We start from the raw sequence: 17402 nt of genomic DNA, 5'->3' as shown, positions 1-17402 counted from the left end.
ACAATTCATGAAGGCAACGGACATTGCTACAGCCAGACGAAAGGGCATCAAACTTCGCGCCACGGTGATTTACCGGAAGGACGGCGAAGTCCTGTTCGTGCGCAAGCGCAACGCCAAGTGGAACCTGCCGGGGGGCAGGGTAGAGCGTGACGAGACGCCGCTGCAGGCGGCCATGCGCGAAATGGCCGAGGAGACCGGCCTGGCGTTCGATGAGCTGCGCTATGTCACGGTGTACCGTGAGGAAAAGGTCATTCACTACCTGTTCGAAGCGCGTAAAGCCGATGATAAGCCCCGGCCTCGCAATGAGATCGAGGCATGCCGCTGGATCAAAGCCAGGGACGTGCCCAAGCGCCGCGTTCGACGCCCTATCAAGACCTTGCTCAAGCGCTGTGCCTGAACGGCCTAGGCCGAAGTCACTTCTGGTGTTGCAAAGGCACCTGGCGCAGCTTGAAGTCGCTCCTGCAGACGGGCGATGTAAGCCTCTGCGTCAGCAGTGCTTGCAAACGACACTGCGTGCCCGTCAATAATCACTTTGCAGCCAGATTCGCTTTCGGATTTCTGAATCTCGATCTTCATGCACGCCATCTCCTTGGTGTTATTTTGGCGCGCGCAGCGTAACCCAGTTTTTACCTGATTAAAAATGAATGAACCGCTCTAGCATGCTTGCTGCGGCGAATTTTTGCACCTCTGTGGTGCGTGGCATTGGCCCATTGTCCTGGCGCTCCAATGATTGTTGGGCATCCACTTGCGCTGCCACCTCGCGGCAGAAGGCATCAGCACCCTGCGCATGAGACTAAAGTCGTAGTTGGCGTGCAGCAGCATCATTTTTTCGCCGAGTGACGAGGGAGCATTGTGGGAGCGGGCTTGACCCGCGAAGAGGCCAGCCTGAAAACTGGAGGTGTCTGGCACGGGCTATGCCCGTGTTCGCGGGGCGAGCCCGCTCCCACAGATTGCGCGTAGCGCTCACGATACCGTTTCTTTCAACGGCAGCTTCGGGTCGGTTGCAGCTATTCGCGAGTGACCGCTATCGACCCAAAGCGGTCACTGAGATGCTGGTTGGCTGGCCCTGTCATTAGCAGGTGAGTCGCGGTTTCTGTGGGAGCGGGCTCGCCCCGCGAACACGGGCATAGCCCGTGCCAGATCTCTCCATTTCTTGGGCCTCTTCGCGGGACAAACCCGCTCCCACGAGCACCACCATCTCCAATAGCTTTGCCCAATTGAAACGGTTTGGACATCAGCTGGATAGCGGGGCTGGTGCTGGGCGGGGTGTTGTTGCGTGTTTCAGGCAAGGCAGGGCTCGGTGCCGAGGCGCGGGCAGGTACTCACGCCGCGCCAAGTGCGCGATATTGACCTTTGAAATACAGCAAAGGCTGCGTTGCAACAGCGTCTTGCAGGTTCAACGCCTTCACTTCACCCACCACGATCAGATGGTCACCTGCAGCGTGTTCGGCGTGGATTTCACAATCCAGCCAGTGCAGGCTGCCAGCAATGATCGGATTACCCAACGGCGAGGCCTGCCAGGCGATATTGCGCCACTTGTCTGTACCTCGCCGAGCAAACTGGTTGGAAATGTCGACCTGTTCACCCGACAGGATGTTGACCGCGAAGCGACCGGCCCGACGGATCTTGGGATAGCTGGCTGAGCTGGCCATGACGCTGAATGACACCAGCGGCGGGCTCATCGACACGCTGTAGAACGACTGGCACGTGAAGCCGATGGGTTCGTCACCCATCTGCGAGGTGATTACCGTAATACCCGAGGCGTAGTGCCCGAGCGCCTCGCGAAAACGCGAGGCTTCGATAGGAATTGACATGGAGGGTCCCGAGGATTGGGTTTGGCCTGAAAGTGGCAAGGCTACCCACTTGCCACTTTCGGCATTGGCTCAGCGCAGGTTCGCGAGTTCCCTGCGCACGATTTCTGCGCCTGCACTCAAGGCGTTGAGCTTGCCGCTTGCAACGCGACGGGGCAGTGGCGCCATACCGCAGTTGGTGCACGGGTAGAGCTTGTCGGCATCCACGAACTGCAGGGCTTTACGCAGCGTGTTGGCGACTTCCTCGGGTGTTTCAACGGTGTGGTTGGCCACGTCGATAGCCCCTACCATCACTTTCTTGCCGCGGATCAGTTCGAGCAGATCCATGGGCACATGAGAGTTGTGGCATTCCAGCGAGATGATATCGATACTGGATTTTTGCAGCTTGGGGAACGCCTCTTCATATTGGCGCCATTCTGATCCCAGGGTCTTTTTCCAATCGGTATTGGCCTTGATGCCGTAGCCGTAGCAGATGTGCACCGCCGTTTCACATTTCAGCCCTTCAATGGCCCGCTCCAGGGTGGCAACGCCCCAGTCGTTCACATCGTCGAAGAAGACGTTGAAGGCCGGCTCATCGAACTGGATGATATCGACGCCAGCGGCTTCCAGTTCTCTCGCCTCCTCGTTGAGGATCTTGGCAAATTCCCAGGCCAGTTTTTCGCGGCTTCTATAGTGGCTGTCATACAACGTATCGATCATGGTCATGGGGCCAGGCAGCGCCCACTTGATGGGTTGCTGGGTTTGCTGGCGCAAGAACTTGGCGTCCTCGACAAACACCGGTTTTTGCCGAGCGACGGCACCCACCACCGTCGGCACGCTGGCATCATAGCGATCCCGAATTCTGACGGTTTCACGCTTCTCGAAATCGACGCCACTGAGGTGTTCGATAAACGTCGTCACGAAGTGTTGGCGGGTTTGTTCACCGTCACTGACGATGTCAATGCCGGCCTGCTGTTGCTCGTGCAATGACAAGCGCAGCGCGTCATGTTTGCCCTCGGTCAATTCATCGCCCTGCAATTTCCAAGGAGACCAGAGTGTTTCGGGTTGGGCGAGCCAGACGGGTTTAGGCAGGCTGCCGGCAGTCGAAGTAGGTAGCAGTTTTTTCATGACAGAAGAGACCTTGTAATTGGGGCACATCAACGCGCGTAGTGAGCGGACCACTGTTCAAGAACAGCCCGGTAAGGTTTGATGAAGTTCGCTTCGGCGAACGACCCCTGCTCGATAGCCAGCCGGCTGCGCTCTTCTCGGTCGTAAACGATTCGAGTGAGTGAATAATCCTGATGCTGCAGGCTCGGCTGATAGGTTTTTCCGGCTGCCGTATTGGCGTTGTAGATTTCAGGGCGATAGATTTTCTGGAAGGTGTCCATCGTGCTGATGGTGCTGATCAGTTCAAGGTTGGTGTAATCAGCAAGTAGGTCACCGGCGAAGTAAAAAGCCAAAGGGGCGACGCTGTTGGCAGGCATGAAGTAGCGAACCTTCAGCCCCATTTTCTTGAAGTAGTCATCCGTCAGCGAATAGTCGTCCTGCTGGTACTCGACGCCTAATACCGGGTGCTGGTTTTCGGTCCGGTGGTAGATCTTGCTGCTGGAAACGCTCAGGCAGATGACCGGTGGCTTGTTGAAGTGATCTTTGTAGGCGCTTGAATTGACGAAGCTCTTGAACAGCTTGCCGTGCAGGTCGCCAAAATCGGCGGGCGTGCTGAATATGGCCTGGCCCTTGTTGTGCTCCGGCAACAGCACACTGAAGTCGTAGTCACGCACGTAGGAGGAAAAGTTGTTGCCGACCATGCCGTCGATGCGCGCATTGGTTTGTCGATCGATTACCGTTGTTTTCAGTATTTCAATCAAGGGCAGGGCAGCGGCTGGTTGTTCAGGGCAGACCTGAAACTCGGCAGAGATGATTTCAAGCGCCACCGTGTAGCGATCGCCCTTGGGGTTGTCCCAGTGCGCCAACGCATTGAAGCGGTTGTCGATCATCTTCAAGGTATTGCGCAGGTTCTCCTGGCGGCTGCTGCCCCGCGCCAGGTTGGCGAAATTTGTCGTGGTGCGGGTATTGGCCGAGGGTTGATAGTGTTCATCGAAGCCAATGCGCTTGATGGCAAATGCGAAGTCGTTGTTCATTGTGATCTGACACCCTGATTGCTGCGGACCAGGCTTACTGCCGAAGGCCGCGATGGCCTCCCGTTGTGCCCAGTCCCTGCAGCGGAAAATTCAATGAGGGGATTGTCAGAAAATGGCTTTCATGAGGCAAACTCATTTTTTTTGATAACAAATGCAGTTTTATTCATGATCAGTTTTAGTCGCCTGTTGAGGAGCAGGTCGTTAAAGCCGATTGACAGCCGTGTCATTGGCGACGCTGCGCTTGCGCACCAGGCTGCTGCACAGCACGCCGATCTCGAACAACAACCACATGGGCACGGCAAGCAGGGTCTGCGAGAAGATGTCCGGCGGGGTGAGGATCATGCCGACCACGAAGCAGCCGATGATCACGTACGGGCGGATCTTCTTCAGGTACTGCACATCGACCACGCCGATCCACACCAGCAGCACCACCGCTACCGGGATCTCGAAGGCCACGCCGAAGGCGAAGAACAGGGTCATGACGAAGTCGAGGTAGTTGGCGATGTCGGTCATCATCGCCACGCCATCCGGGGTGGCCGCAGCGAAGAACTTGAACATCAGCGGGAACACCAGGAAGTAGGCGAAAGCCATGCCGGCGTAGAACAGGAAGATGCTCGACACCAGCAGCGGGATGGCGATGCGCTTTTCGTGGCGGTACAGCCCCGGTGCGATGAAGCCCCAGATCTGCTGAAGGATGAACGGGATCGCCAGGAACAGCGAGACGATCATGGTCAGCTTGAACGGCGTCAGGAACGGCGAGGCCACGTCGGTGGCGATCATCGTCGCATTGGCCGGCAAGTGGTCGCGCAGCGGCGCCGAAACCAATGTGTAGATCTGCTGGGCGAAGGAGAACAGCCCGGCGAAGATCAGGAAGATCGCGGCGACGCAGCGCAGCAGGCGGGTGCGCAGTTCGGTCAGGTGCGAGACCAGCGGCATCGGCTGGTCGTCTTGCAGGTTCAGGTTCATTAGGCTCGCGGCGGTTGAGGCTGTTCAGGCGCTGTTGATGGCTGCGCCGGCGGGGTGTACTCGGTGGGCGTGGGGCGACGGATGTCGTGGGCGCCGATCTCGTGCTCGATATCGGCCTTGATTGCGTTGAAACTGCGTTTCACCCGGCCGATCCACAACCCGGCCGTACGGGCAGCACCGGGCAAGCGCTCGGGGCCGAGAACCAGCAAGGCGACCAGGCCGACGAGCAGTAACTCGGTAAAGCTGATGCCGAACATGGGTCAGCCTTTATGCTGTGGATCTTGGAGCGGCTGAGCAGTCGCTTGGGCAGGTGTGTTCTCTTCCTCGTGCATGGCTTTGCGAAAGCCCTTGATCGATTCGCCCAGGTCGCCGCCGAGGTTCTTCAGCTTCTTGGTGCCGAAGACCAGGACTACGACGGCCAACAGGACGATCCAGTGTTTCCAGTCAAAAATACCCATGGTGCTCTCTGCTGTTGTGCGGTTAAAGCAAGGTGAGGGAGGCTGGCGCACAAGGCGCCAGCCTTTCAGGTCAGGCTTCGAGGCCGGCTTTGGCCTGGCCGGTGCGCAGGGTGAAGTTGACGCCGAGCGACAGTGCTGGCTGTGGCGGGTTCCAGTTGGGCTTCGGTGCAGCCAGCAGGAACTCGGTCAACGGCTCGCTTTTGCCCGCCAGCATATTGGCAAGCAGGGTGCCGGTGGCGGTGCCGCGCACGGTGCCCAGGCCATTGCAGGCCAATGCGCCATACACATTTTCACGCAGCTCGCCGAAGAAACCGGCACCGTTGCGGGTCATCCCCAGGCCACCGCCCCAGGTGTGCTCGAACTGCACGTCGGTGAGGGTCGGGAAGCGCCGCTCGAACGACAGGCGGTGGGCGGCGCGGACCTTGTCGGTGTAGCCATCCTTGGAGCGGCCGTCGGGGTTGAAGCTGAAACTGTTGCGCACCAGGATGCGGTTGTCGTGGGTACGGCGCAGGGTTGAGCCGAACGGGTCGGCCGGGATCACGCCCCAGAATTCCTGGCCACCAATGCTGGCCTGTTCGGCTGGAGTTAGCGGCGGGGTCAGGCTGCCGTAAGTGAAAATCGGCAGCATACGGTTCTGCAGGAAGCCGAAATGTTGACCGAAGTGGTTGTTGCCGAGGATCAGCTTGTCGGCAGTAATACGACCGGTCGGGTGATGCAGCACGATCTTCTGGCCATAGTCGACGGCGGTGATCACCGTGTCTTCGTACAGCGTGACGTTCTCCGGCAGGCTGTCGGCCAGGCCTTTGACCAGCGCCGAAGGCTGGACCAGCATGGTGCCCGGGGTGTACAGCGCCTTGCGGTAGAACGAGGTGCCGATGTGGTCTTTCAGCTCGTTGCCTTCGATCAGCTCGACCTTTTCACCCAGCGCTTCCAGGCCACCACGGTAGGCATTGAGCACCGCGATGCCCTTGTCCTCGATGGCTGCCTGGTATTTGCCGGAGTGGCGCAGGTGGGCGTCGACGATGTTGTGCTCGGCCACCAGGTCGCGAAGGATGCCTTGGCCGCGCTGGTTCAGGTGCAGGATGTTCTTGGCGTTGGCCTTGTCGCCGATGTAGTCCGGCGCGCCGATGTCGTGGGGCACGTCGATCAGGAAGCCGGCGTTGCGGCCCGAGGTGCCGAAGCCGACCTGCTGTGCTTCGACCAGGATGACTTTGTCCTGAGGGAAGTTCAGCGCCAACTGGCGTGCGGCGGCAAGGCCGGTGAAGCCGGCACCGATTACCACCCACGGCGCCTGGTCATCACCGACCAACGGAGCCTTTGGCTGACGCACGCGGCTGGTGTGGAACCAGCCTGGGGACGAATCGTCGCGGGGCAGTGCATCGACGCGCACCAGCGAGGCCGGGTCGGCGGGGATTCCGTCATTGAGCAGCGCAGTGGCGCCACCGGCTGCGACAACACCGGCACCAACGCCGGCCCCGATAAGTACTTTCCTGCGGGTAACTGCCATTTACATCTATCTCAGTCAGAGTGTGGGTGACACGGCCGGGTGATTCAGGTGCTCGCCCGGCACGGCTACGTGGAATGAAGCCCATGCGTCGCATTGTTTTTGAGGGTCAAAATACAATGTGTATACAGATTGTATGATCGCATTCGGGGTGCGTCAATCTGCCTCGCCGAGATGGCTCATTCCGATAACTTCAACACCGATCAACTACCGGGCAAAAAAAAGCCCGCTGCATGGCGGGCGAAGTCTGTCACTCGAAGGGCTGTAAACCGTCAACCGTCGGATTGCTCCTCCGGGGGCACCTGGCCGTCTGGCCAGTCGGGTGCCTCCTGCTCAGGCTCAGGCTTGGGAATGGGTTCACCAGGGTTATGTGGCACCTCATCGACATAAGGGTCGGGATGGTTCGGGTCGATCATGATCTGGCTCCTCGCAGAGGAAGGTGTAAGTTTTTAGGCCGCATCGCTGGGCGATCTGTTCAGTTCAATTTCCTCTCAACGCCGCTATAAGTCCCAGTTGAGTGATCCGGGGGGGAGTGGGCTCGGTCCCCCGATCAGAGCATTTTGTCCAGCGTGACCGGAAATTCCCTCACACGCTTGCCCGTCGCGTGGTAGACCGCATTGGCCACAGCGGCGGCCACCCCAACGATGCCTATTTCGCCGACGCCCTTGGACCCCAGTTCGTTGACAATGTCATCCTGCTCGTCAACGAAAATCACTTCGATATCACCACAGTCTGCATTGACTGGGATGTGGTACTCCGCCAGGTTGTGATTGACAATGCGGCCCAACCGATGGTCGGTCAGCGCTGCCTCGTGCAGGGCCATGCCCATCCCCCACACCACGCCTCCCAAAATCTGGCTTCGCGCGGTTTTTGGATTGACCACGCGTCCAGCCGCCACCGCGCTGACCACCCTGGCTACCTTGATCGTGCCAAGGTCCTCGTCGACGTGGACTTCCACGAACACCGCCGAATGCGTTGCGGTAGAGAACGGTTGGCGCCTGGCGCTGGGCTCGGCGTCGATCTGCACTTCGAACTCACCGTCGGGGGCGCTGGCGACGATATCTGCCAAGGGCACCCGATGGCTGCCCGCGTGCAAACAGCCCTCGGCAAAAACGATCTGCTGCCGAGCGGTGCTGGCCACCTGGGGGTACAGTATGCGCGCCTGTTCCAGCACCTTGGTGCGCAGTATCTGGCAGGCCTGGCGCACGGCCGAGCCTACCGATGACACCGTGAACGATCCGCCCTGAAGCGGGGCGGTGGGGAGTGAGGAGTCACCCAGCACGAACGTGACATCCTCAACCCTGGCGCCAATAGCGTCGGCTGCGATCTGCGTCATGACGGTGTAGGTGCCGGTGCCGATATCGGTGGTGGCACTGCTGACGGTGATGTGGCCCTGGGCGTCGATGCGTGCCTTGGCGCTGGCCTTCATCTGCATGGCTTCCCAGACGCCGCCGGCCATCCCCCAGCCGACCAATTGGTTGCCATTGCGCATGCTGCGCGGTTGCGGATTGCGGTTACGCCAGGCAAAACGTTCCGCACCTTGCTGGTAGCAGGCCAGCAGTTCCTTGCTGGAGTAAGGCTTGCCCTCATTGGCATTGTTGGCAGCGAAGTTGCGTCGGCGCAGGTCTACCGGGTCGATCTGCGCTGCACAGGCGAGCTCATCCATGGCGCACTCCAGCGCAATCATTCCTGACGCAGCCCCAGGCGCCCGCATGTCCAGCGGGGTGTACACATCCAGCGGGGCCAGCCGATAGCTGAGCGCAACGTTGTCGCACTGGTAGAGCATACCGCTCCATTCCACCAGGTGCTCGGTGAAGTCCTCGAAGCGGGAGGTCTGGCCAAGCGCATCGTGAGCGATCGCCAGCAATCGCCCGTCGGCGTCTGCACCCAGGCGAAGGCGCTGCTCGGTGCGGGGCCGATAGCCAAAGGTGAACATCTGCTGGCGAGTCAGCGTGACGCGCACCGAGCGCTTCAGGTGCAACGCCGCCATCACTGCCAGCGGCAATTGGTACTGTGGGCGCAACCCGGAGCCGAACGCGCCCCCGACGAATGCCGCGCGCACTCGGATATTTGCCTTGGGCAGGCCGAACACCTTGTGCAGGTAGTCCTGGCAGTTCTGCGTGCCTTGGGTCTTGTCGTGGATTTCCAAGGTGTCGTCGGCCTTGTACAGCACGGTCGACGCATGGGGTTCCATCGGGTTGTGGTGCTCGTTGGCCGTGAGGTAGGTGGCATCCACCTGCACCGGCGCCTGGGCAAACTGCCCGGCGAAGTCGCCACGCGGCGCCGGTGTTTCGGCGGGTGCCTCATGCGACTGTCGGGATGCGCTCAAGTCTGTCTGGTGTGCCTCCTCGGCATAGTCGATCCTTATCAGCGAACCTGCATACCGGGCCAGTTCTAGGGTTTCGGCCACCACCAGTGCCAAGGGTTGCCCGCTGTAGAGCACTCGATCATTGAACAAGGGCCGAAATGGCGACCCCTCGGCAGCGTCGGCGTCGCTGTAGTCGTCGTCATAACTGGAAATATGCGGACGATGGCCATGGTCGAGCACGGCGATTACCCCAGGGACAAGCATGGCCTGCGTACTGTCGATGTCGAGGACCCGACCGCGGGCGATCGTGCTTGACACTACGCTGCCGTGGAGCAGGCCAGGCTCGGGGTATTCGCCGGCATAGCGTGCCTTTCCGGTGACCTTCGCCACGCCGTCAACGCGGTCCAGAGGCATGCCGACGACCGGTTTAGTGATCATGGTCGTGCTCCCCCGTCAGCGGCGCCATGCGCCGCGTCACTCAATGCCCGCACGATTGCACGCTGCGCGAGCGTTACTTTGAAACCGTTTTGGCTCAGGGGTTGCGCACCTTTGAGCAACGCTTGCGCGGCGCGTGTGAAGAGCGCTTCGCAAGGCACCTGGCCGACCAGCATGCGTTCCACAACCGGGTCCCGCCACGGCTTGTGAGCAACGCCGCCTAGCGCCAGACGGGCCTGTTGAATGACCTCGCAGTCGAAACTTATGGCCGCAGCGACTGATACCAGCGCGAATGCGTAGGAGGCGCGGTCGCGTATTTTCAGATATCGATAATGGTGTTGGAACACCGGGGGTGGTAGCTCGATGCCTGTCACCAGTTCATTGGTTGCCAGTTGATTGTCTTGCTCTGGGGTGTCTTCGGGGAGGCGATGGAAAGCCGCAAAAGGTATCTGGCGTTCACCGCTCGGCCCCTCTACATGCACCACGGCTTCGAGTGCAGCCATTGCAACGCACATATCCGAGGGATGGGTCGCGACGCAGGCGGCGCTGGCCCCAAGAATCGCGTGGATACGGTTTTGGCCATTACGCGCGGGGCATCCGCTGCCGGGTTCACGTTTGTTGCAGGGGGTACCGGTGTCGTTGAAGTAGTAGCACCGAGTACGTTGCAGTAAGTTGCCACCGGTGCTGGCCATGTTCCTCAGCTGCGGTGAGGCCCCAGCCAGGATAGCGTCTGAGAGCAGTGGATAGTGCCTCTCGATAATCGGGTGCCAGGCCAGGTCAGCATTGCTCATCAGTGCACCGATCAGTACGCCGCCGCTCGGAGTGGGGTGAATACCGTTCAACCCAAGGGCTGAAATGTCGATCAGGCGCTCGGGGCGAATAACGTTTTCCTTCATCAGGTCGACAAGGTTGGTGCCGCCGGCGATGAACTGCGAGCCAGCATCAGCCAGATTCACGGCTTCGCTGACTGATGTGGGCTTGTGGTAGCTGAAGGGCGTCATGGGTTCGACCCTCGTGGTGGCTGGAGCCCATCTGTCATTAACGGCAGGGCTTCTTCCACCGCTGCGACGATGTTGCCGTAGGCACCACAGCGGCAAAGGTTGCCGCTCATCTGTTCGCGGATGGCCTCGCGGGTCTCGGCACGTCCTTCGTGAACAAGACCGATTGCGGAGCAGATCTGCCCAGGGGTGCAGTAACCGCACTGAAAAGCATCGTGAGTGATGAATGCGCGTTGCATGGGGTGCAGGCTATCGTCGCTGGCAAGCCCTTCGATGGTCAGCAGTTCGGCGCCGTCGCACATGATGGCCAAGGTCAGGCAGGCATTGACGCGTTTGCCATCGCGCAGCACCGTACAGGCGCCGCACTGGCCATGGTCGCAACCCTTCTTGGTACCCACCAAGTCCAATTCCTCTCGCAGCAGATCGAGCAAGGTGATCCAGGGATGCACCATCAGGGTTCGGGGCTGACCATTGAGGGTCAGAGAGAGGGGATGCTCTTCAGCCCCATTGGGAGAAATCGCGCTCATGGAAGGTCCTCACGGTCAGGGTTAGCGCAGTCGGCTGCGTCTCTGTTGTGTGCGACCGGGCCGGCCGAACAAACGTTCAGCCGGCTCGCCGAGTTGCCGATCACTTCTTGCCCGGCAGTACCGAGCCGAGCACTTGCTTGGCTGTCTGCACGATAATGCCCGCTTGGTCGGGGTCACCCTTGATCAAGGTGCTGGCAAACTTCTTCGCCTGTTCCAGCTTGATGTGGGGTGGCAGGGGCGGCACGTTCGGGTCGGTCTTGAACTCGATCAGTACGGGCCGATCAGCAGCCAGTGCACGCTCCCACGCAGCGGCGACGTCCTCTTCGCGATCTACGTAGATACCTTGCAGACCAATGGAAATCGCGAACAAGTGGTAGGGCACGTCAGGGATCGACTGCGAAGCTTCGAACTTGGGGTCGCCCTCCATGACCCGTTGCTCCCACGTAACCTGGTTGAGGTCCTCGTTGTTGAACACTGCACAGATCCATCGAGGGTCGTCCCACTGCTGCCAGTATTTGGCCACAGTAATGAGTTCGGCGAGGTTGTTCATCTGCATCGCGCCATCGCCCACAAGGGCAATCACAGCCCGTTGCGGGTGGGCGAACTTGGCCGCAATTGCATAGGGCACGGCTGCGCCCATGCAAGCCAGGCCACCGGACAGCGAGCATTGCATACCCTGGCGAATCTGCAGGTCGCGGGCGAACCAGTTGGCACAGGAGCCGGAGTCGCTGGTGATAATGGCGTGGTCGGGCAGGCGAGGGGACAGTTCATGCACCACGCGCTGTGGGTTGATCGGGTCAGCCTTGACCAGGGCGCGCTTGGCCACGGTCTTGTCCCACTGCGCACGCCAGGTCTCGACCTTGTCGCGCCAGCGACGTTCGGTCTTGTACTCAAGCATCTGCAACAATGCGCGCAGGGTCTCGCTGGCATCGCCGACCAGGTTGACCTCCATCGGGTAGCGTAGGCTGAGCATGTCGGGTTGCAGGTCGATCTGCACGCCACGCGCCTGGCCCTCCTTGGGCAAAAACTCGGCATAGGGAAAACCGGAGCCGATCATCAGCAGCGTGTCGCATTCGTTCATCAGCTGGTAACTGGGTTCTGTGCCGAGCAGGCCGATCGCCCCGGTGACCCATGGCAAGTCGTCCGGCAGCACAGCCTTGCCCAGCAGCGCTTTGGCTACCCCGGCGCCGAGTTTTTCGGCGATCGCCATTACCTGGTCAGTCGCCTGCAGCGCGCCCGCACCCACCAGTATCGCCACCTTGTGGCCGGCGTTGAGTACATCGGCGGCGCGCTGGAGGTCTTCGTCGAACGGCAACACCCGCGGCTTGCTGTAGCCAATGCCGGAATGCACCGTGCCGTGGGCCCTTGGCGGTTCATGGTAGGGCAAGTCCTGCAGATCGTTAGGCAGGATGACGGCGGTGACGCGGCGTTCGCCGACGGCCGTACGCACCGCACGGTCGAGCAGGTGGCGCACTTGCTCCGGTGTCGATGCCTGCTGGACGAACGCACCGGCGACGTCCTTGAACATCGATAGCAGGTCCAGCTCCTGCTGGTAGTGGCCACCCAGTGCAGCTCGGGCTTGTTGACCAACGATGGCCAGTACCGGCTGGTGGTCCATGCGTGCATCGTAAAGGCCGGTAAGCAAGTGCGAGGCGCCCGGTCCGGAGGTGGCGATGCAGACACCGAGCTCGCCGGTGAACTTGGCATGCGCGCTGGCCATGAAAGCGGCCATTTCCTCATGCCGGGCCTGGATGAATTCAATCTTTCCGTCGGCCCGACTCAGCGCGCCGAACACGCCATTGATGCCGTCGCCGGGGTAACCGAAGATGCGCCGCACCCCCCATTGATACAAACGCTCCACCAGAAAGTCGCCTACCGTGCCGGTCATTACCTGCTCCCGTTCTGTTATCGATAGGTGTCTGGACTGGGCGCGTGTTGGGAAAGTTTCAACGGTATGCGCACCGGTCCGCCCGCTGGAACCTGGCAACGGTGGGTGGGTTCGAAGATGAACCGATAGCTCGATCAGGATGCGCATCATGATGCTCATGAACACCACGAATGCCGACGTGCAGGCCCTGTATTTCGAAGACGACGGTGCGACGCCGAACAGCCGTTTTCCCGTACTGTTCTACCGGTTGAGTTTCGAGTCGGCGAAGGATGATGCCAGCACCTTCGAAGCTATTTTCGCGGCTCACCGATGGACACCGCTCTGGCGTGCCGGGATCTTCGATTATCACCACTTTCACCCTAACGCCCATGAGGCGCTGGGTATTGCCTGTGGGCAGGCCCGATTGACACTTGGCGGGGAGGCAGGGCAGAGCATGAGCGTGAAACGGGGCGATGTGCTGGTGCTGCCGGCAGGTACGGGCCATCGCTGCATCGATTGCAGCGATGATTTCCTGGTGGTAGGCGCTTATCCCCACGGGCAGGAAGACTATGACATCCAGCGGCCCAACAGAGCAGCGCACCGGCGAACCCTGGCCCGCATCGCCCAGGTGCCGCGCCCTGAGCAAGACCCGGTCAGTGGCATTCAAGGGGCGTTGATGACGCTATGGCGTTGAATGCGGCGCCATTGCCCTCAGGCGCGTTCGCCGCGACGCCAGCGCTGGTGATAGTGGGCAAGTTGCGTCAGCCCTGAACCGCCAGCCCACACGTAAATCAGTTCGGCGTTGGAAGTCTCAAGGTGGTGATCAAGAAGTCTCGAAGCATGTCTACGGCTTTTGAACCTTGTGACGCTTTGCTTCGATAAACGACCACCTCGACCGAATCGAGTGGCGCGAGATTATGATCGATGCCGAGGACCTGAAGCGACTCGGGCACACTGCACCTTGCCAACGCAGCCCACTCTCTACCGCCGCTAACTGACCTGTTAAGCTGGAGCTGTTGTATACCACCTTGTAGTTTCTACCCTGCATGGCAAGGGAATTGATTGCAATTTGACGGGCCAGGTTGCCAGGTTCATAGACTGCAACCGGGAGGGGGTCTCTGTTCCACAGATCGAACTGCTGTGAGCCGACCCAAACCATCATTTCCCTGAACAGTGTCGCGCCCCGTTTGGGTTGGTCACGAGACACCAGCGCCAAGTCAAGCTCGCCCGATGTCACCCTGGGAATGATCGACGCTGATTGCTCACAGTCGAGCTCAATATCTATACCCGGATAACGGGGAGCAAAACGCTTGAGGACAGGCGTCAGGTACGCAGCTGCATAGTCTTCCGCCACGCCTAGTCGAATCCTGCCTTTCAATTGCTCGCCATGAAAGGCGGCTTGGGTTTCGGCATGCAGCGCGAGCATACGGCGGGCATAACCTAAAAGGGTTTGCCCCTTGAGCGTGAGTTCCAGAATGCGTGGGCCTCTAATCAGTAGCTGGCAGCCCAGGGCGCTCTCCAGCTTCTTGATCTGCATGCTGACAGCCGATTGAGAGCGGTGCACTTCTACCGCCGCGTTGGACAGAGAGCCGGAGTCCACGACCGCCACGAAGCACTTAAGCCAATCAATCTGCAAATCCTGGATGTTCATTTCTTGTATTCGATAAGCGGATAGTAGTCTGCTGGATTATGCGCTTTTCTTGATGATTGGGCACCCTCAGAATCAGGCCACTAGCCACCTGAGCTTCGCGGAGCTGCCATGCAATTTGAAACCTGGATCCTCTATCTCCTTACGTGTATTGGAATGGCGGTGGTGCCTGGCCCGAATGCGTTGTTGGTGCTTACCCATGGTGCTCTCCACGGCACACGCAGAACTTTGTTCACGATTTCTGGCGGCGTGCTTGGCTTTATGGTTGTGATCTCGTTCTGCGCCTTGGGCCTGGGCGTGTTGATCCAGGCGTCGGTTTCGCTGTTCACTGGGCTGAAAATTGTCGGCGCACTGTATTTGATCTGGCTTGGAATTACGCTCTGGCGTTCGCCTCCTGTCAGCCTGGAAGCCACCGAGTTAAAGGTCAGCAATAACTGGGTGCTCTTTCGCCAAGGTCTGATATCGGCAATTTCCAATCCTAAAGCGCTATTGCTCTACACGGCCTTCATCCCGCCGTTCTTGAATCCAGCCAATAACGTCTACGTGCAGACGGCTGTGATCGCGCTGACCTACGCGGTGGTCGAGTTCATCGTAGAGTTCTTGGTGGCAAGTGCAGCGCAAAGCGTGCGCCCTTGGTTTGCACGTGTGGGCCAACGCTTCAACCGCTTCTGCGCGGGCCTCTTCGTTGCATTTGGTGTAGCGCTGCCAATCCATTCTTGAGCGCCGCTCTAGAGGGGGATCGTCACGCTGAAGCAGGTACCGTTTTCTTTCGTGGACGACACGTCGATTTTCCCTCCGTGACTGGCAACGATCTCAGCCGCGATGAACAGGCCTAACCCCAGGCCTTGGGAGGCTTTGCCACCCGGCTCGGTGTAACTGGCGTATCGACGACCTGCGTAGGTGAGCTGATCGCTTCCTCAGCCAGCCACAGTCGCAGCACGCTGGACCTCAGGGCACGGAATTCCGACACCATTTGATCCATGGAAAACCCGTCCATAAGCCTGAGTATGGCGTGCGTTTGCGCTGCAGTTTCCTGGTCACTCTGTGGCGCCAGGCCTTGGGACTTCGTTATTTGCTGAGGTTCTGTTTGCGGAGTTCGCATATCCACGGCGGCAGCCTTGAGGATCTGTTCTGCATGGTTTCTTAGCGCACTGGCCGCCAGATCTTGGCTAGGGACATCAATTTTTCTAGCAAAACGCTCCCACGCTTGGAGGATCGGTTCAAGATTGGCTTCGATGAAGTCGGGGAGTCGCATCGTCTACCTCTTTTTTGGCTACGGCCAACCCAGGTCAGCCGTGAACTATAGCCGGTAAGCCAGCGCTCCGCACCGTGCGACAACGGCCAGAACGGAACCTCAAGCCTACACTTTTCACCGTTGGTGTGGGCCACGTCTGTCGCCAAAAATATTTTACCCATGCTGCCTTTTTAGTTCTTTCTGCGTCGTGAATAGGTGATTGTTAAACCTGCGATGATTCCCAGCGCCGCTGCGCCTATTAGCAGGGGCGTTTTATCTTTAGGTTTCCTCCATCCTCCGTCGATACTCCTTCTGTCACTTGGAGGCTCGAACAGGTTGCCTGATGATGTTTCGGCTATGGGGCTGCGATTTATCCCCCAGCGGGTTACCCACCCAGACAACAACGCTATGCCTGGTACTAGGTGGCTGGCCAAGTGCGCGAGGCGAGCAGCAGTGCCGACCGTTGTGTGAGCTCGAGGTGAGATTGCACAAGCCACCATTGCCTTGGCTACCCGTTCGGGATCGTAGATGGGGCCTGGCGGTGTCAGCGCATGTCCCGTGTAGTTGCCGCCGTCTCGGAAGCCAGGTGTGTCCATGACTGCTGGGTAGATGCCGCACACATGGATGTTTGGAAACTGAGTCAGCTCCCCTCGCAGCGCCTCGGTCAGTCCACGCAAGCCGAACTTGCTCGCCGAATACGCCGCTGCATAGGGCTGGGCCACCCAGCTGCCCAGCGACAGGGTGTTGATCAGAACCCCGCTACCTTGCGCTTTGAAGAAGGGAAGGGCGACGTAGGCGCCTCGCAGGTATCCAATCAGGTCGGTCTGGATAACCTGTTCGTGAGCTTCCAGTGGAGTATCCTCGAACTTCCCGACCGCCCCGACCCCGGCGTTGTTGACCCAGATATCGATCCGGCCATGGCCAAATTCCGAGGCCTGCGCGGCCAGCGCTCGAACCTGGTCGCTGCTCGTGACGTCGGTCGTGATCGCGATGGCATCCGTACCGCAATCGGTACATTCATCCAGGACGTCAAATAACGCTTCTTCATCGCGGGCCGCGAGCACCAAGCGCGCGCCTTTGCAGGCAAAGGCGTGTGCGGCGGCGCGGCCTATGCCGCTGGATGCCCCTGTGATTACCACAACCTTGCCGCGCAGCGGCCCTCTGACCGGATATCCATTGCGGGGCGCTTCTTGCTCTGTACCAGTGCTAGGGTGATCGAGTGGTGCGATGAGCTCTTCGGCTTCGACCAGAGAGAGCTCAAGGGCGGTGCCATCGACCAGGGTCAGGGTCAGCCCTTCGACCGTGCCTGCCTCTTTGTTTGGAAACACAGGTTCACCTTCAGCATCCAGGCTGTCGTAGATGAAGCGTGTACCTTCGAGCCATCCCACAGCGGTGAGAAGCTCAGGGCCTAGATAATACTTCCCGTCTTGAAAGAATCCTGGAAACTGATGCGCTCGCTCCACGCTTTCCACACGGTAGCGCTCACCTGATTTCATACCTGTCGCTTGATCGACCATTTTGCAAAC

Annotated in this window: 18 protein-coding genes and 2 pseudogenes; 3 read left to right on the top strand and 17 right to left on the bottom strand. The window is 59.7% G+C overall.

Annotation, left to right across the window (positions count from 1 at the left end; genetic code table 11):
- Nucleotides 1-7: 7 nt before the first annotated feature.
- Complete coding sequence (locus tag ACZ6YA_RS22400; protein WP_400801718.1) at nucleotides 8-397, top strand: NUDIX domain-containing protein; 390 nt, start codon at nucleotides 8-10, stop codon at nucleotides 395-397.
- A gap of 5 nt (nucleotides 398-402) precedes the next feature.
- On the opposite strand, the gene ACZ6YA_RS22395 is transcribed toward ACZ6YA_RS22400, so the two are convergent.
- From ACZ6YA_RS22395 to ACZ6YA_RS22335, 13 genes and pseudogenes are all read right to left on the bottom strand, one after another.
- Complete coding sequence (locus ACZ6YA_RS22395) at nucleotides 403-576, bottom strand: hypothetical protein (RefSeq protein WP_465899525.1); 174 nt, start codon at nucleotides 574-576, stop codon at nucleotides 403-405.
- 746 nt (nucleotides 577-1322) lie between these two features.
- Nucleotides 1323-1814 carry a flavin reductase family protein gene (locus tag ACZ6YA_RS22390; protein WP_465899523.1) on the bottom strand — a complete coding sequence of 164 codons (492 nt, stop codon included), beginning with the start codon at nucleotides 1812-1814 and terminating at the stop codon, nucleotides 1323-1325.
- 69 nt (nucleotides 1815-1883) lie between these two features.
- Nucleotides 1884-2918, bottom strand: a complete 1035-nt coding sequence (locus tag ACZ6YA_RS22385) for a methionine synthase (RefSeq protein WP_465899521.1) — start codon at nucleotides 2916-2918, stop codon at nucleotides 1884-1886.
- Nucleotides 2919-2947: 29 nt separating this feature from the next.
- On the bottom strand, nucleotides 2948-3931 hold the full coding sequence (locus tag ACZ6YA_RS22380; RefSeq protein WP_465899519.1) for a DUF1852 domain-containing protein: 984 nt from the start codon (nucleotides 3929-3931) through the stop codon (nucleotides 2948-2950).
- 201 nt (nucleotides 3932-4132) lie between these two features.
- The gene (gene tatC / locus ACZ6YA_RS22375; protein ID WP_465899518.1) at nucleotides 4133-4897 is read right to left on the bottom strand and encodes a twin-arginine translocase subunit TatC; all 765 of its coding nucleotides are present in this window, start codon (nucleotides 4895-4897) and stop codon (nucleotides 4133-4135) included.
- A gap of 8 nt (nucleotides 4898-4905) precedes the next feature.
- Nucleotides 4906-5154, bottom strand: a pseudogene (tatB, locus tag ACZ6YA_RS22370) (Sec-independent protein translocase protein TatB); the annotation flags it as partial.
- A 3-nt stretch (nucleotides 5155-5157) separates the two neighbouring features.
- Entirely contained in the window at nucleotides 5158-5355 is a 198-nt protein-coding gene (locus ACZ6YA_RS22365) for a twin-arginine translocase TatA/TatE family subunit (RefSeq protein ID WP_465899516.1), read from the bottom strand.
- Between the two features lie 70 nt (nucleotides 5356-5425).
- Complete coding sequence (locus ACZ6YA_RS22360) at nucleotides 5426-6748, bottom strand: NAD(P)/FAD-dependent oxidoreductase (protein WP_465899605.1); 1323 nt, start codon at nucleotides 6746-6748, stop codon at nucleotides 5426-5428.
- Nucleotides 6749-7131: 383 nt separating this feature from the next.
- Nucleotides 7132-7275, bottom strand: a complete 144-nt coding sequence (locus tag ACZ6YA_RS22355; protein ID WP_400801733.1) for a hypothetical protein — start codon at nucleotides 7273-7275, stop codon at nucleotides 7132-7134.
- A gap of 134 nt (nucleotides 7276-7409) precedes the next feature.
- Complete coding sequence (locus tag ACZ6YA_RS22350; RefSeq protein ID WP_465899514.1) at nucleotides 7410-9605, bottom strand: xanthine dehydrogenase family protein molybdopterin-binding subunit; 2196 nt, start codon at nucleotides 9603-9605, stop codon at nucleotides 7410-7412.
- Nucleotides 9602-10603: an FAD binding domain-containing protein gene (locus tag ACZ6YA_RS22345; RefSeq protein WP_465899513.1), complete on the bottom strand. Its 1002-nt coding sequence runs from the start codon at nucleotides 10601-10603 to the stop codon at nucleotides 9602-9604. The genes ACZ6YA_RS22350 and ACZ6YA_RS22345 overlap by 4 nt, the downstream gene beginning before the upstream one ends.
- Nucleotides 10600-11127 (bottom strand): (2Fe-2S)-binding protein, encoded by a 528-nt coding sequence (locus ACZ6YA_RS22340; RefSeq protein WP_465899511.1) that lies wholly within the window; start codon nucleotides 11125-11127, stop codon nucleotides 10600-10602. The genes ACZ6YA_RS22345 and ACZ6YA_RS22340 overlap by 4 nt, the downstream gene beginning before the upstream one ends.
- 100 nt (nucleotides 11128-11227) lie before the next feature.
- Entirely contained in the window at nucleotides 11228-13015 is a 1788-nt protein-coding gene (locus ACZ6YA_RS22335) for a thiamine pyrophosphate-requiring protein (protein WP_465899509.1), read from the bottom strand.
- A 148-nt stretch (nucleotides 13016-13163) separates the two neighbouring features.
- On the opposite strand from ACZ6YA_RS22335, the gene ACZ6YA_RS22330 reads away from it, so the two are divergent.
- On the top strand, nucleotides 13164-13688 hold the full coding sequence (locus tag ACZ6YA_RS22330; protein WP_465899508.1) for a cupin: 525 nt from the start codon (nucleotides 13164-13166) through the stop codon (nucleotides 13686-13688).
- Between the two features lie 97 nt (nucleotides 13689-13785).
- Here ACZ6YA_RS22330 and ACZ6YA_RS22325 read toward each other — a convergent pair.
- Nucleotides 13786-14645, bottom strand: a pseudogene (locus ACZ6YA_RS22325) (LysR family transcriptional regulator).
- Between the two features lie 108 nt (nucleotides 14646-14753).
- On the opposite strand from ACZ6YA_RS22325, the gene ACZ6YA_RS22320 reads away from it, so the two are divergent.
- Nucleotides 14754-15362 carry a LysE family translocator gene (locus ACZ6YA_RS22320; RefSeq protein ID WP_465899506.1) on the top strand — a complete coding sequence of 203 codons (609 nt, stop codon included), beginning with the start codon at nucleotides 14754-14756 and terminating at the stop codon, nucleotides 15360-15362.
- Nucleotides 15363-15370: 8 nt separating this feature from the next.
- Here ACZ6YA_RS22320 and ACZ6YA_RS22315 read toward each other — a convergent pair whose 3' ends face one another.
- The 3 genes from ACZ6YA_RS22315 to ACZ6YA_RS22305 form a co-directional block, all read right to left on the bottom strand.
- On the bottom strand, nucleotides 15371-15454 hold the full coding sequence (locus ACZ6YA_RS22315) for a hypothetical protein (protein WP_465899603.1): 84 nt from the start codon (nucleotides 15452-15454) through the stop codon (nucleotides 15371-15373).
- A 20-nt stretch (nucleotides 15455-15474) separates the two neighbouring features.
- On the bottom strand, nucleotides 15475-15897 hold the full coding sequence (locus tag ACZ6YA_RS22310; RefSeq protein ID WP_465899504.1) for a hypothetical protein: 423 nt from the start codon (nucleotides 15895-15897) through the stop codon (nucleotides 15475-15477).
- 170 nt (nucleotides 15898-16067) lie between these two features.
- Entirely contained in the window at nucleotides 16068-17393 is a 1326-nt protein-coding gene (locus ACZ6YA_RS22305) for an SDR family oxidoreductase (protein WP_465899503.1), read from the bottom strand.
- Between the last annotated feature and the right edge of the window lie 9 nt (nucleotides 17394-17402).

The sequence above is a fragment of the Pseudomonas sp. NPDC090752 genome (assembly GCF_055584805.1).
The sequence above is the reverse complement of the archived record's forward strand: the minus strand, read 5'-3'. Positions and strand labels throughout refer to the sequence as shown.